17 protein-coding genes are annotated in these 13,160 nt (G+C 52.6%); 13 read left to right on the forward strand and 4 right to left on the reverse strand.

Features of this window, described 5'->3' with window-relative positions; all coding sequences use genetic code 11:
• Positions 1 to 8 precede the first annotated feature (8 nt).
• From FPZ45_RS15690 to FPZ45_RS15700, 3 genes are all read left to right on the forward strand, one after another.
• A complete protein-coding gene (locus tag FPZ45_RS15690) occupies positions 9 to 1,790 on the forward strand; it encodes a UbiD family decarboxylase (protein WP_144703663.1) in 1,782 nt (593 codons plus the stop codon).
• Between the two features lie 101 nt (positions 1,791 to 1,891).
• Positions 1,892 to 2,602 carry a Cthe_2314 family HEPN domain-containing protein gene (locus FPZ45_RS15695; protein ID WP_144703666.1) on the forward strand — a complete coding sequence of 237 codons (711 nt, stop codon included), beginning with the start codon at positions 1,892 to 1,894 and terminating at the stop codon, positions 2,600 to 2,602.
• 35 nt (positions 2,603 to 2,637) lie between these two features.
• Positions 2,638 to 3,408 (forward strand): SDR family oxidoreductase, encoded by a 771-nt coding sequence (locus FPZ45_RS15700; protein WP_144703873.1) that lies wholly within the window; start codon positions 2,638 to 2,640, stop codon positions 3,406 to 3,408.
• A 54-nt stretch (positions 3,409 to 3,462) separates the two neighbouring features.
• Here FPZ45_RS15700 and FPZ45_RS15705 read toward each other — a convergent pair whose 3' ends face one another.
• Entirely contained in the window at positions 3,463 to 3,705 is a 243-nt protein-coding gene (locus FPZ45_RS15705; protein ID WP_425457004.1) for a NifU family protein, read from the reverse strand.
• Between the two features lie 99 nt (positions 3,706 to 3,804).
• Between FPZ45_RS15705 and FPZ45_RS15710 the strand changes: the two genes are divergently transcribed.
• Positions 3,805 to 4,071: a YuzB family protein gene (locus FPZ45_RS15710; protein WP_144703672.1), complete on the forward strand. Its 267-nt coding sequence runs from the start codon at positions 3,805 to 3,807 to the stop codon at positions 4,069 to 4,071.
• On the opposite strand, the gene FPZ45_RS15715 is transcribed toward FPZ45_RS15710, so the two are convergent.
• Both FPZ45_RS15715 and mqnE read right to left on the reverse strand, forming a co-directional pair.
• Positions 4,068 to 5,126, reverse strand: a complete 1,059-nt coding sequence (locus tag FPZ45_RS15715; RefSeq protein WP_144703675.1) for an NAD(P)/FAD-dependent oxidoreductase — start codon at positions 5,124 to 5,126, stop codon at positions 4,068 to 4,070. The two genes, FPZ45_RS15710 and FPZ45_RS15715, sit on opposite strands and share 4 nt — an antisense overlap.
• Positions 5,127 to 5,202: 76 nt before the next feature.
• On the reverse strand, positions 5,203 to 6,306 hold the full coding sequence (gene mqnE, locus FPZ45_RS15720; RefSeq protein WP_144703678.1) for an aminofutalosine synthase MqnE: 1,104 nt from the start codon (positions 6,304 to 6,306) through the stop codon (positions 5,203 to 5,205).
• 723 nt (positions 6,307 to 7,029) lie between these two features.
• Here mqnE and FPZ45_RS15725 point away from each other — a divergent pair.
• The 7 genes from FPZ45_RS15725 (at position 7,030) to sda (ending at position 10,058) form a co-directional block, all read left to right on the forward strand.
• Complete coding sequence (locus tag FPZ45_RS15725; protein ID WP_144703681.1) at positions 7,030 to 7,458, forward strand: hypothetical protein; 429 nt, start codon at positions 7,030 to 7,032, stop codon at positions 7,456 to 7,458.
• A gap of 53 nt (positions 7,459 to 7,511) precedes the next feature.
• A complete protein-coding gene (gene erpA, locus FPZ45_RS15730; RefSeq protein ID WP_144703684.1) occupies positions 7,512 to 7,871 on the forward strand; it encodes an iron-sulfur cluster insertion protein ErpA in 360 nt (119 codons plus the stop codon).
• 176 nt (positions 7,872 to 8,047) lie between these two features.
• Positions 8,048 to 8,242: a hypothetical protein gene (locus tag FPZ45_RS15735; RefSeq protein ID WP_144703687.1), complete on the forward strand. Its 195-nt coding sequence runs from the start codon at positions 8,048 to 8,050 to the stop codon at positions 8,240 to 8,242.
• The gene (locus FPZ45_RS15740) at positions 8,239 to 8,475 is read left to right on the forward strand and encodes a YolD-like family protein (RefSeq protein WP_144703690.1); all 237 of its coding nucleotides are present in this window, start codon (positions 8,239 to 8,241) and stop codon (positions 8,473 to 8,475) included. The genes FPZ45_RS15735 and FPZ45_RS15740 overlap by 4 nt, the downstream gene beginning before the upstream one ends.
• Positions 8,476 to 8,611: 136 nt before the next feature.
• The gene (locus tag FPZ45_RS15745) at positions 8,612 to 8,803 is read left to right on the forward strand and encodes an aspartyl-phosphate phosphatase Spo0E family protein (RefSeq protein ID WP_144703693.1); all 192 of its coding nucleotides are present in this window, start codon (positions 8,612 to 8,614) and stop codon (positions 8,801 to 8,803) included.
• 178 nt (positions 8,804 to 8,981) lie between these two features.
• Positions 8,982 to 9,653, forward strand: a complete 672-nt coding sequence (locus FPZ45_RS15750) for a YheC/YheD family protein (protein WP_144703697.1) — start codon at positions 8,982 to 8,984, stop codon at positions 9,651 to 9,653.
• Between the two features lie 261 nt (positions 9,654 to 9,914).
• On the forward strand, positions 9,915 to 10,058 hold the full coding sequence (gene sda, locus FPZ45_RS15755; RefSeq protein ID WP_144703700.1) for a sporulation histidine kinase inhibitor Sda: 144 nt from the start codon (positions 9,915 to 9,917) through the stop codon (positions 10,056 to 10,058).
• Between the two features lie 296 nt (positions 10,059 to 10,354).
• On the opposite strand, the gene FPZ45_RS15760 is transcribed toward sda, so the two are convergent.
• Positions 10,355 to 11,335 (reverse strand): NAD(P)/FAD-dependent oxidoreductase, encoded by a 981-nt coding sequence (locus FPZ45_RS15760; protein ID WP_144703876.1) that lies wholly within the window; start codon positions 11,333 to 11,335, stop codon positions 10,355 to 10,357.
• A 257-nt stretch (positions 11,336 to 11,592) separates the two neighbouring features.
• On the opposite strand from FPZ45_RS15760, the gene FPZ45_RS15765 reads away from it, so the two are divergent.
• Together FPZ45_RS15765 and FPZ45_RS15770 are read left to right on the forward strand one after the other, a co-directional pair.
• Positions 11,593 to 12,789, forward strand: coding sequence for an NAD(P)/FAD-dependent oxidoreductase (locus FPZ45_RS15765; protein WP_144703703.1), 1,197 nt, complete (start codon positions 11,593 to 11,595; stop codon positions 12,787 to 12,789).
• Positions 12,789 to 13,064, forward strand: coding sequence for a hypothetical protein (locus FPZ45_RS15770; RefSeq protein ID WP_144703706.1), 276 nt, complete (start codon positions 12,789 to 12,791; stop codon positions 13,062 to 13,064). The genes FPZ45_RS15765 and FPZ45_RS15770 overlap by 1 nt, the downstream gene beginning before the upstream one ends.
• Positions 13,065 to 13,160 lie beyond the last annotated feature (96 nt).

Here is a 13,160-nt window from a genome sequence, read left to right on the forward strand (position 1 = left end):
GTTTGGACATGATTTTTAATTCGTTGAGGCCGTTTATCGAAGCACTTCGTCAAAATAACGAGCTGGCGATTATCGAAGCGCCGGTAGATCCGGTTCTGGAAATCGCGGAAATCCATCGCCGCGTCATCGATCGGGAAGGTCCCGCCTTGCTGTTCACGAACGTGAAAGGGAGTTCATTCCCGGTGTTGACGAACATGTTCGGAACCCAGAAGCGCGTCGATCTCGCGTTCGGACCGCGCCCGGAACAATTGGTCAAGCAGTTGATCGGATCGGTCGATTCGCTGCTGCCGCCTTCTTTCTCCGCGCTGTGGGGACAGCGGAATATGTTTAAGGATCTGATGAAAGTCGGTTTTAAGAAAGTGCCCGGAGACGGCGCTCCCGTATTGCAAGTGTCGCGCAGGGAGCGACCGCTTGCGGGCATTCCGGCGATTACGAGTTGGCAGGAGGACGGAGGACCTTTCGTAACGCTTCCTCTCGTCTATACCGAGCATCCGAACAATCGCAAAAACCATAATCTGGGTATGTACCGGATGCAGATTTTCGACGATCAAACGACGGGAATGCACTGGCAAATCCATAAAGGCGGCGGCTTCCATTACCATGAAGCGGAGAAACGCGGGGAGGCTCTGCCTGTTACCGTATTTCTGGGGGGGCCGCCGGCGTTGATCGCTTCGGCGATCGCTCCGATGCCGGAGAATATGCCCGAGCTGATGCTCGCTTCGCTCATTATGGGCGGTAAGCTGCCGATGGCCGACAACCCGCTGGGCGGACACCGAATCCCGGCGGAAGCGGAGTTCGCTATCGTCGGCCGCGTGCTTCCCCACGAACGGCGTCCGGAAGGACCGTTCGGGGACCATTTCGGATATTATTCGCTTACTCACGATTTTCCGGTATTTCATGTGGACCATGTCTGGCATCGCAAAGACGCGATCTATCCGGCAACGATCGTCGGCAAGCCGAAGCAGGAGGATTATTTCCTCGGGGAATATTTGCAACGGCTGTTGTCTCCCGCTTTTCCGATGGTCATGCCGGGTGTCCGCAGCTTGTGGGCTTACGCGGAGACGGGCGTTCATGCGCTTGCCGCCGCCGTCGTGCGCGAGAGCTATTCCCGGGAAGCGCTCGGGACGGCGTTCCGGATTCTCGGAGAAGGCCAGCTCTCTTTGACGAAATTTCTAATTCTGACGGACAAGCCGATGGATCTGGCCGATTTTCCGTTGCTGCTGGAGACGGTCTTGGAAAGATTCGATCCGTTCAAAGATTTGTTCGTATTCGACCAGACTTCCCACGATACGCTCGATTACACAGGCCCGCGGTTAAACCACGGCAGCAAAGCGGTTCTGCTGGGCGTAGGGGATCCGGTGCGCGAGCTGCCGGGGACGTACGAAGGAGGCCCGATCCCGGGCATCCGCAAAGCAAAGCCTTATTGCAAAGGCTGCCTTGTCGTCGAAGGCGGATCTTATTCCGAAGATCCGGAGCTTGGCTCGAGGCTGGCGGAGCGGCTTTCCGAAGAAGGCTGTCCGTGGCCGCTTATCGTGATCGCGGACGACGCCGATATCGCGGACGGACAAACGGCGTTCCTATGGGCGACGTTCACCCGGTTTAATCCGGCGGCGGATATCTACGCGGTGAGCGATGCGGGAAGGCATCATATCGGCTACCGCTTGCCGATCGTAATCGATGCGCGCATGAAGCCGGGTTACCCGGACGAGCTGTTCCCGAGAGAGGATATCGTAGAGCTCGTGGATCGCAGGTGGAAGGAATATTTCCAAACGACGAATTGGAAAGATTAAGGCAAGAGACGGCGAGTGCCCGACCGAATCGGTTGAGCGCGCCGTCTCTTTTGCGTTACAATGAAGGTTGACGGTCCAACTGAAGGCTAGGAGGAGCTTGTTTGCTGAGAATATTGTTCGGAGAACAGCCGCGGGAATGGACGGGGGCGGCGCTCGAAACGGTTCAATCCATCGTGAGCTTTGCCGCACTTTCCTCCTCGCTTGCCGAGCGGCGTCCGGAGATGGCGAAGAAATACCGCACTTTCGCGATCGGAGCCGAAGGCTTGCTTCGTTCTATGGACGAATTCGAGCAGAGTTGCTACGCGGCCAGACGGTATGCGTCTCAAATTAATCACTCTAACGTACGGGAGCTTTCGCAAGGGGAGAGGCTAAGTTACGATCGGCACGTTTATTTCGACAAAAACGCTTATATCCGCGTATTCGCTTTGTTGGATAAGTTAGGAACGCTGCTAAATCAGTTGCTAGATCTGCGAACGGAGCGGTTTAAGGTCCATTATTCCTTTTATACGATGCTTAGGAACATGCGCGAGAACGGGCTGTTTCCCGAACTGATGAATCCTCTGAACCAGCTTAAGGAACGCCACCAGGGTGCGATGAATCGGCTTCGCAACCGAAGGAATGTCGAAATCCACCAGATGAACGCGGAACTGAAGGACGATCTGCATCAGAGTCTGACTGGCAATGGAGCGCGTACGACTCTTGAAAATTTGGAAGCCAACTTGGCCGACTTGGATCAAGGCTGGGAGATGATTCAAGGATCGCTCTTCCATGCTTTTCGATTCGGCTGCAAATATTTACGCAAGATGAAATAAGCGGATTATGGGGACGGAGGGGAAACCGCATGAAGCTGACGGGCAAAATTGCGCTGATTACGGGCAGCGCCAAAGGATTGGGACGCCGTACGGCGCTGGAGCTTGCGTCTCATGGCTGCGACGTAGCCATTAATTACGTGACGAGCCGCGACGAGGCGGAAAGGCTTGTCGACGAGATTGCGGCTTTGGGTCGCAAATCTTATGCGATACAAGCCGACATCGCTCGAGCCGACGACGCCGAACGGCTCGTGTCCGAAGTGGAGAAACGATTCGGCGGCATCGATATCCTGATCAACAACGCCGGTCCTTTCATACGAGAACGCCGGTTGTTCGCGGATTACAAGGCGGAGGACATTCACTATCTCATGAACGGCAATCTCGTCGGCACGATGCTGATGGACCACCGGGTGCTGCCGGGGATGAGAGCGAGGCAATGGGGCCGGATTATCCATTTCGGATTCGGGCATGCCGCGGAGGCACGTTCTTGGCCGCATCGCGCCGTATATGCCGCAGCGAAAGTCGGGTTGGTTTCTTTTACCAAGACGCTGGCGGTAGAGGAAGCGGCAAGCGGCATCACGGTGAATATGATTTGTCCCGGCGATATTCGCGGAGACTACAAGGAGAAAAGCATCGCGGACGTCGCAGGCATCATGGACGACGAGTCGCCTAGGGGACGACCGGGAACAGGAGAGGACGTCGCCAGAATGATCGCTTTCCTCTGTATGCCGGAATCGGATTTCATTACCGGCAACATGATCGACGTCTCCGGCGGGTTGGACCCGATTCGCACGATCTTAAAGCCATGACAAAAGGCCCTGCCGGAATCGGCAGGACCTTCAACCTTCTTGAATGAAAGGAAATTAGAACACTTGAACGACTTCTTGGATGCCTTCGACTTCTTCAAGCAATGCGCGCTCGATACCGGCTTTGAGCGTGATTGTGGAGCTCGGGCAGCTGCCGCAAGCGCCCATCAGACGCAACTTGACGATGCCATCTTCAATATCGACGAGTTCAACGTCTCCTCCGTCGCGTTGCAAGAACGGACGCAATTTATCGAGAACGTCAACGACTTCATCGTACTGGCTTGGAGCATTCGTACTCATGATCATCCACTCCTTTCATACTGTCTATTATAGTACAAAAAGCCGTTTTTTCAAACAGACCATGTTACCGTTCCGCATAAAGAAAGGAAATGAAAAACGATGAACATCGTAGAGTTTTGCGTGAGCAACATGCATCACGGCACCGATACGGTTCTGGAAAAGCTGGAGCAACTTCCCGACGTCGAAGTGATCGAATACGGCTGCCTGGGCAATTGCGGCGAATGTTACCTTTCTCCGTATGCCCTCGTCAATGGCGAGAGCGTCGTCGCTGAAACGGCGGAGCAGCTCTACGGACTGATCCTGGAAGCAATTCGGACGCAGGAAGAGCAACGCAGCGCTCTGGACAAGCTGTTAGATGATCTTTAACCGAAATGGCGCTTGCTTTTCCAGAGTACGCCGCTTTTTAACATCCGCGGAATTCGGCCGAGCAGAGGGGTAGCCCCCATCAGGCCGAAGCCCGCTTTTTTTCCCAAGGATCCGAGCACACCCTTCAGTTTGATGCGGGAGAGCTTCGGATCTTTGTTGTCCCAACGGGCGCGGATCACTTCCGCTACCTGCTTGCCTTGTGCTCCCGCAAGCTGTGCGCTAGGGGAGAAGGGCTGGCTGGAGCAATCCCCGATCACGTATACGTGCGGGGCGTCCGGAAGCTCGTGCCATTCGTTGACGATTAACCGTCCTTGAGGATCTTTCGGAAGCGTCAGGCGTTGGACGAGCTCGACGGGTTGAATGCCGGCCGTCCATACGGTGACGTCCGTCAAAATCTGCTCGTCGCCGTTGTGAATGACGCCTTGTTCTAGCGAAGTAATGCTGATGTGCGATCTCATCTCTACGTCGTGCTGGCGGAACCAATCCGCGACGTAAGTTTGCAGTTTTCCCGGGAATGCCGACATGACGCTGCCGCCGCGATCGAGAATGCGGATGTTCACGTCCGCGCGGCTTTCTCTAAGTTCGGCCGCGATCTCGACGCCGCTGAGTCCGCCGCCAACGATGGTCAGTTGGCCGTATGGACGGATATCGTTAATTTGCTGGAACGTGCGCCGCGTCGCCGATAACGACTGAATGCTGCAGGCGTACTCGGAAGCACCGGTTATGCCGTGGTAATTGTCCGTGCAACCGAGTGCGATGACGAGGGAATCGTATGATAGCGGCTCTTGCTCGTTGATGTGAATCACTTTATTTTCCAGATCGATGTCTGTAACGTTGCCATAAACCATTTGCAATTGCGGATGAACGGGAAAGTTCACGCGGATTTCCAAGTCCGACACCGTTCCCGCCGCGAGTGCGTAATACTCCGTTTTCAGTCCTTGATAAGGCATTCGGTCGACGAGCACCAATTGGGCCTCCGAAGGAAGATGCTCCAACAATTCCTGAACGACCGTCAAACCGCCGTACCCTCCGCCTAAAATTACGACCTTGCTCATAAAAGATCTCCTTTGAAGTCGGTTGCCTTTAGTATGACACAGAAGAGTCCCCGTCTACCCGACGGGGAACTCCGAATTACTCGTATATTTTTACTTCGTTATAGAACGTATCGCGTTCGACCGGAATGCGTCCAGCTCCTTTGATCAGCCAGACCAGATCCTCGCGGGTAATTCCCGCCGGTGTCAGCGCGCCGGCCGCGTGGCTGATTCTCTCGCGGACGATCGTACCGTGGGCGTCGGATGCGCCCATCGTTAGCGCCACCTGGGTGAGTTGAGTGCCGATGTTGATGAAATAAGCCTTGATGTGCTGAATGTTGTCCAGCATCAATCGGCTAATCGCGATCGCCTTCAGATCGTCGTATGCGGAATTTCTGCGGCGAATGCTTGCTTTCGGGCTAATCGGCTGCATCGACAACGGAATGAACACTTGGAAGCCGTTCGTCTCGTCTTGCAGATCGCGAATATGAATCATATGCTGCACGCGTTCTTCCAGCGATTCTACAGAGCCGTACAGCATCGTCGTGTGCGTTCGCAAACCGAGCTTGTGAGCCGTCCGATGAACTTCCAAATACTGATCGATGTTGGCCTTCGTGACGCGCATTTTTTTCCGATATTGATCGGACAAGATTTCCGCTCCGCCGCCGGTTAGTGTCTCTAGGCCAGCTTCGATGAGGCGTTCCAGTACCTGCTTATATTCGAGGCCAGAAATTCGCGAGAAGAAATCGATCTCCGCCGCCGTGTAGGCTTTCATCGTAACTTCCGGATATTTCTGCTTGAGCGCACGAATGGATTCCACGTAATACTCGAACGGAACGTTAGGGTTATGCCCTCCGACGATATGAAACTCGCGAACACCCGGATGAATGTGCTGCTCGACGTAATCGATCATTTCTTGTGGCGAGAGCGTATATGCACCTTCTTGTCCCTCGTCCTTGCGGAAGTTGCAGAACGCGCAATGCGCTTCGCATACGTTCGTAAAATAAAGGCTCATGTTCTCGATAAAATAAACCTTTTTGCCGTTTTTCCTTAAATTTACCTCGTTGGCCAATTGCCCGATCGTAAGCAAGTCGTCGGAACGATATAGAAATACGCCGTCTTCCAAAGATAGGCGTTCTCCGTTCCGAACTTTGTCGGCGATCTCCGCCATCTGGCGATCGGGATGCGTTGTAACGAGAGTCATGACATGCGCCTCCTGTAGCCTTGATCTGTTAAAACGATAAGTGCGAATGTTGGAATGTTAGCTTGTGAAAAAAATAACTTTCCAATATATCAAACAAATTCGCGGGTGAACAACTGTAAACATTATAAACCTGAACCTCATCCTCGGCAACTAGTAGATTGCGCCGGCGGGTATGTGTGGGGGTTTTGTGCACGCGGTTGGGCTTTTGGCGGCTGCTACGGTCTGCGGAGCCGTTAGAGTGTGCGTGGATGGGGTTTTGGTGGCTGTATCGGTCTGTGGGACCGTAAGAGTGTGTGCGGACGGGGTTTTGGTGGCTGCAACGGTCTGTGGGACCGTTAGAGTGCGCACGGACGGGGATGGGCGGATGCGGATGAGTATAGAGGTGCTTGTGGCGGTACTAAATTGCAAGAGAGTGTGGTGGATGAGTAAATAGGTGCGTGCGGCGGTACTAAATTGCAGGAACGTGGGGCGGATGAGGGATTCGGTGGCTGTAACGGTCTGCGGGACCGTTAGAGAGTGCGCGGATGGGGATTTGGCGGCTGTAAGGGTCTGGGAGACCGTTAGAGTGTGTGCGGACGTGGATTAATTGCTAGCATTTAAATAGAAAAAGCGAAAGAGTTGGAAATTTAGGGTATCATATTGAATAATAAGGAAATTATGGTTATTGTAATATTAAAATCTTGAACGAGGCGGTGTATTCGACTGAAACCGGAAATTTTGCCCTTGAGTGAATTGGAGAAGCTGGACGAGTCCGAGAAAATCCAGACGCTGCAAAGGTATCGGGCGGCGTATACGATTAAAGATTTAAGTCACGCGTGGCAGCTAACGAATCCGATTCAATATTACATGTGGTTGAAAAAACAACGCATTTACGAGCAAATTGTGCGGAAATCGGATAAGTTCGAACCTTCCAAGGAATGGAAGAGGTTGCAAGACATCGATCTGCGCGATACGGAGCGTGCCAAAGTTCGGGGCTTATCCGCGGATCAGTTCCGCTATGCGCTGGATAAGGAGTCGTCGGGTCAAGAGCTGGCGTACGTGTTCCGTCGTCTGGCCGATTTCCTGCTGAACGATTCGGGTCAATTCCGCTGCCGTATCGAACTGAAAGCGATCGCTCACCAAACTGTAGACGACAGCTCTCTTGAGGCTTGACGTTCTCTGGAGTATACTGAGGGGAGAACGACAGTACTGAGGAGGGAAACGACATGGTGAATATCAGCGAACCGGCAACGGAGAAAATTCAGGAAATGCTCGCCGCGGAAGAAATTCCGAACTTGTTCCTGCGCATTGGAGTCCAGGAGGGCGGATGCAGCGGTTTCTCATATGGAATGGGTTTTGACGACGAGATTCACGAGGGCGACAGCGAAATGGAAGTTGGCGGAGTCAAAGTCGTCGTCGACGGAGATAGCATGAAATATTTGCGCGGCCTCGAGATCGATTGGAAGGAATCCGCCATGGGTGGAGGCTTTACGATCCAAAATCCGAACGCCACTGCTACTTGTGGTTGCGGCTCTTCGTTCCGTACGGCGACGGAAGCGGGCAACCCTGCGGCTGAGCCTTGCTAAGGAACAAGAAAATAAGCAACAAAACGGACACTCAACGCTCATCGCGGGCGCGGGTGTCCGTTTTTTTTATGTGCGTGCGGTTCCGGAATTTGTTGAGTTCATAATTTGACCGCTTGAATAAGAACCCATGTTCCCGTTATAATAGGAACATAAGTTCTTATTCGGAGGGGTTTCGTGTGGATATCAAAAAGTGCATCGGACATAAAGTCGATCTTATTTACGTGGATACGAGCGGCAAGTTTACGCAACGTCGTGTCAATTTATTCGCGATCCGCAACGGGAAAGCACGCGTATATGATATGAACAAGCGTGGCTTCCGAACGCTTGTTGTCGATCGTATCCTCGCGGTTCAGGCGGTGAGTGTGCGATGAATTCGGAATCCCGTCCAGAGCTTGACCCGCAAGAATGGGAAGGAATCTTGCGCGTACTACTGGAGTCGTTCGGTATGCAGACGGTCGCGCAGTTCCGCCTATATGATCCGTATGAAGATTGCGCGGCGATAGGTGTTGTAGAGCGAGTTGATCCTTATACCCGAACATTTACAATCGACGGTGAGCGGTTTAAGATGTCGGATATTATCGGGGCGGAAGCGTTAGAAAAATGACGATGCCGGCCACGGTGAACAAGTTGGCGGTTGCCTGACATCCGCCCTAACATTTTCCTAATAATTCCCAACGAACTTTCCACAAACTTTCGGATTACGATAGAATGGAAGATCAAATCCGAAAGGCGGACGAGAGATGGGTTACGGGCCGAGCAAACTTACGGAGATTAAAGCGCGAATCGAGTGTCTTCGCCAAGAAATGAACCGCACGTTCGTCGTGAACGGCGGAGATCCTGGGAATCTGCAAGTGTTAAAGCTTTCCCAACTGTTGGATGAGCAATTGAACTGTTACGAGGGCTGCAAACAGTACGAAGCAGTAATAGTCTAATCGCTAACAGATAAAATCCGATCATGAACGCTAAACCGACACCGTCGGTTTATTTGTCGTTGCGCCCCCGTTCATCCATATTTATCCCAAAATCAAGGCGAATCTCCGGCGACATTTATCCAAGAACCTGTCCGGCCCGATGAGTATGTATAATCATACCCTCAGGAAAGGAGCCTCGATGATGGCCTCCATTAACCGGCAATTGGCCAACAAGTGGCTGAAAACGAACGCTTTGCTCTCCAATTCCTACATTGCAAGACATATTCCGCCTTCGCGGCTGCTCGACCGGACCAATCTTCGCGACATGCTCTCGCGATACGGCGTGGTCGTCGTAAAACCGGTTCGGGGCGGCGGCGGAATCGGAGTGATCAAAATCGAAAAGAGCGGCTCATCGTATAGACTAACCCATCAATTCAGAAGCCGTACCTTCTCGACATTCAGCGGATTAATGCACGGATTGGACCGCGCTCGATTAAACCGGCAATATTTGATACAAAAAGGCATTCGATTGGCGACGATTGAGGGAAGGCCGATTGATTACCGCGTCAAGCACGTGAAGGAAAGAGGAAGATGGATTTACCGCGCGATGGTCGGAAGATTGGCCAGAAGGGGATTGTTCGTGACGAACCTGTGCAGGGGGGGCTCGCAGATAACTGCGGCGCAAGGAATTCGGCGCTCGTTATCGTCACGTGATGTCGTTCCGTTAAAACGCGAAATGCGACATTTGACGAATGCCTCAACGGCGCTGTTGGAACGCCGTTTTCCGGGTCTTGGCCAGCTCGGATATGATTACGGAATCGACCGCAACGGACACATTTGGATACTGGAGGTCAACACTCGACCGCAGTAAGCGGGTGATTGCGACAAACTTTTCTATAGAAACAGCTAATTGAATATTTTGCGGTTATGAAAGTTGTTTATTAAATTCCTTGTCGGATATTCTGTGTATAACTTTTTCCACAATACACACCTTGATGACAAAGGTCTACAAGTATTTTTCAACAAAATACTCACAACTTACTCACATTTCCTTGTGGATAAATGTCGGCTTGTCCGCTTTGTTGAAAGCGTGCTATGATGCCTTCACAAACCAAGGGAAAGGGTGTGGGTTATGTTGCCTTTACTGACGGATGAACTATTGCTGGACGCTTATCGAAGCGCGCTGCGTATGAGGCTAGACAGAGATTTCGTTCGTATGCTGCATTCAGAGATTCGAAGAAGGAAGCTTTCGGTTCCGGAAGATCGGGTAATCTAAATATGCCACGCGGCGATCTCTACCAAGAAAGAGAACTGGCAGCAGGGACAACGGACGGAATGCTGGCAACTCGACTCTTCGGCGGCGAAGGCTTCCCGAGAGACGAGGTCGGGTTCATAGGGGGAATAGGGTCCGCTCCAATCGCCCCAACGACCTTCGTCTTCGGCCGCGGAACCGCAGTTCGGACAAGAAATCTCTAGGGGGCTTAAAGCGTTGCAGATCGGACAAATCAAAAGGGCATCCTCCTTTGGCTCACCGGTAACAGCCGGTATTCCTCAGGTAGGATGCCCTTATTATTACATTTTCATATTGCTGCTATGGCCCGGGGAAAGCTTCGCGGCCGGATCGACGTAGACTTTAGCGTTATTGATCGCGGTTGGCGCTTCGCCGAAACCAACGGCGATTAGCTTCAGCTTGCCCGGATAAGTCGTAATATCCCCCGCCGCGAAAATGCCGGGAATGCTCGTTTCCATTCGCGAATCGACGATCAGGGAGCCGCCTTCGATATCAAGACCCCATTCCGCGATCGGACCGAGCGAGCTGACGAAACCGAAGTTGATAATGACCGCATCGACTTCATGGTCGGATACGGCGCCGGACTTAACGTCAGTTAACGTGACCCGGCTAATCGAGCTCTCGCCGTGAAGCGCGGTGATCTCCGTTGGCGTAACGACCTTGACTTTGGATTTCATCAACAATTCGACGCTATGTTCGTGCGCGCGGAACTTGTCCCTGCGGTGGACGAGCGTCACTTGCTCGGCGATCGGTTCGAGCATAAGCGCCCAATCGAGAGCGGAGTCTCCGCCTCCGCTGATCATGACTTTTAGGCCGCGGAAACGTTCAAGATCACTGACGAAATAATGAAGATTCGTTTTCTCGTAACGGGACGCTTCCGGCAACTCCAGCTTGCGCGGCTCGAACGCGCCGACTCCTGCCGTAATGATTACCGCCCGTGCATGGTGAACCGCTTTATCGGTAACAATTTCGAAGAGGCGTTCTTCAAGCTTATTAACCGCCGCGACTTTTTCTTCCAAATAAACGTTTGAATTAAAGTGTTCCATCTGATTTTTCAGATTATTGACAAGTTCCTGAGCGGTTACTTTCGGAAAACCGGCGACATCGTAAATATACTTCTCCGGATACAGGGCTGCGAGTTGCCCGCCGAGCTGCGGCATGCTTTCGATCAGGCTGACCGACATTTGTCGCATTCCGCCGTAGAATGCCGCGAACATACCGGCAGGACCTCCGCCGATGATGGCAACGTCGACAACGGGCATTGAACTTGAATTCAAAGGGGACACCTCCGTTAATCATAGCCAATCGCAAGAAACTAAACGTTTTCATTATAAACTTGCGGAGCGGAGGTGAAAAGGTTTTTGTAAAGATGCCCAAATTTATTCGTGAAAAAGAACCTTGAAAATTGTTGGAAAAGCCGATATGATCTACTTTGTAGAGTTCCGTTAAGAGGTTTAACGAAGAACATTGTGTAATTTTTCACAAACTAATCACACAGAGGGATTGGATGGGATCATCAATGAGCAGTATACCAAAGATTGTCATTCTGGGCGCAGGTTACGGCGGTGTGCTTACTTCGCTTCGTCTGCAGAAGGAATTGAACTATAATGAAGCGGACGTAACCTTGGTCAACAAACACGATTACCACTACATCACGACTCACCTGCACATGCCGGCAGCGGGTACGGATAACCCTGAGAACGCACGCGTCAACATCTCGAAGTTGATCGACGAATTCAAAATCGACTTCGTCAAGTCGACGGTCGTACAAATCCGTCCGCAAGACCGCAAAGTCATTCTCGAAGACGGAACGCTTTCTTACGACTATTTGATCGTCGGCCTCGGCGGCGAGCCTGAAACGTTCGGCATCCCGGGAATGGTCGAGAACGCGTTTAACATTCGCAGCATCAACTCCGTTCGCTTGATCCGCGAACATATTGAATATCAATTCGCACGCTTCAAACGCGAGCCTCACCGCACGGACTATCTGACGTTTATCGTCGGCGGCGCGGGCTTTACGGGCATCGAGTTCATCGGCGAGCTGGCCGATCGCATTCCGGAACTGTGCAAACAGTTCGACGTCGATCAATCGCTCGTTAAGATCATCAACATCGAAGCGGCTCCTACCGCATTGCCTGGATTCGATCCTGAACTGGTCGAATACGCAATGCAAGTGCTTCAGAACAAAGGCGTTACGTTCCGCATCGGCACTGCCGTTAAAGAATGCACGCCGGACGGCGTTATTGTCGGCGAAGGCGAAGAGATCAAATCGCAGACGGTCATCTGGACCGGTGGCGTTCGCGGCAACCGCTTGATCGAAGAAGCCGGAATCGAAACGATGAGAGGACGCGTGAAGGTCGACGAATTCTTGCGCGCTCCAGGCCACGAGAACGTCTATATTCTGGGCGACAACTCCCTCGTGTTCAACCCGGAAAACGAGCGTCCGTATCCTCCGACGGCTCAAATCGCGATGCAACAAGGCGTTAACTGCGCGCACAACCTGGTGGCTTCGATTCGCAACCAACCGCTTAAGCCTTTCGTGTTCTCGAACAAAGGCGCCGTGGCTTCGCTCGGCAAAGGCGAGGCGATCGGCGTTGCGTTCGGGAAGAAGTACAAAGGCCGTACGGCAGCATGGTTGAAGAAAATAATCGATCTTCGTTATCTGTTCATCATCGGCGGCATTCCGCTTGTCCTTCGCAAAGGCAAGTTCTTCTAATGAGACACTGCAGCGTGCAAGTGCGGGGCCTGTTGACGCGAGACGAACTGGACCGTTACAACGCGCTGATGGAAGTGGGCTCTTACCTGGAGTCGCAACGCCGTTACGATCTAGTCGCTACCGTTCAGGCGGAAGTCGATCTGCTCATTCAGCCGGGTATCGAGAGACTGAAGGAGAAAGGGCGCGCGCGCGATAGGATGACGCAAGAGTACCTGGAAGAGAAGCGGCGCGCGGAATGGGAAGCCCAGATGAGCGCGTTGGAAGACGAAGAATAAATAGGAAGCCGGATTCGATTGTTCCTTGGTAACGAGGAGGCGAATCCGGCTTTTTTGCGCGATCCGGCTATGTTCGCATAGGGTTCGGTGTACAAT

The organism is Cohnella terricola (assembly GCF_007786475.1).
GTDB lineage: Bacteria > Bacillota > Bacilli > Paenibacillales > Paenibacillaceae > Cohnella > Cohnella terricola.

Bases quoted from the DNA above. Each gene is read 5' to 3' on its own strand.
- FPZ45_RS15710 (WP_144703672.1), top strand. From the start codon at position 3,805: ATGAACATCGTAGAGTTTTGCGTGAGCAACATGCATCACGGCACCGAT.
- FPZ45_RS15745 (WP_144703693.1), top strand. From the start codon at position 8,612: ATGGGTTACGGGCCGAGCAAACTTACGGAGATTAAAGCGCGAATCGAG.
- FPZ45_RS15715 (WP_144703675.1), bottom strand. From the start codon at position 5,126: ATGAGCAAGGTCGTAATTTTAGGCGGAGGGTACGGCGGTTTGACGGTC.
- FPZ45_RS15770 (WP_144703706.1), top strand. From the start codon at position 12,789: ATGAGACACTGCAGCGTGCAAGTGCGGGGCCTGTTGACGCGAGACGAA.
- erpA (WP_144703684.1), top strand. From the start codon at position 7,512: ATGGTGAATATCAGCGAACCGGCAACGGAGAAAATTCAGGAAATGCTC.
- FPZ45_RS15740 (WP_144703690.1), top strand. From the start codon at position 8,239: ATGAATTCGGAATCCCGTCCAGAGCTTGACCCGCAAGAATGGGAAGGA.
- sda (WP_144703700.1), top strand. From the start codon at position 9,915: ATGTTGCCTTTACTGACGGATGAACTATTGCTGGACGCTTATCGAAGC.
- FPZ45_RS15760 (WP_144703876.1), bottom strand. From the start codon at position 11,335: ATGCCCGTTGTCGACGTTGCCATCATCGGCGGAGGTCCTGCCGGTATG.
- FPZ45_RS15750 (WP_144703697.1), top strand. From the start codon at position 8,982: ATGATGGCCTCCATTAACCGGCAATTGGCCAACAAGTGGCTGAAAACG.
- mqnE (WP_144703678.1), bottom strand. From the start codon at position 6,306: ATGACTCTCGTTACAACGCATCCCGATCGCCAGATGGCGGAGATCGCC.
- FPZ45_RS15765 (WP_144703703.1), top strand. From the start codon at position 11,593: ATGAGCAGTATACCAAAGATTGTCATTCTGGGCGCAGGTTACGGCGGT.
- FPZ45_RS15705 (WP_425457004.1), bottom strand. From the start codon at position 3,705: ATGAGTACGAATGCTCCAAGCCAGTACGATGAAGTCGTTGACGTTCTC.
- FPZ45_RS15690 (WP_144703663.1), top strand. From the start codon at position 9: ATGATTTTTAATTCGTTGAGGCCGTTTATCGAAGCACTTCGTCAAAAT.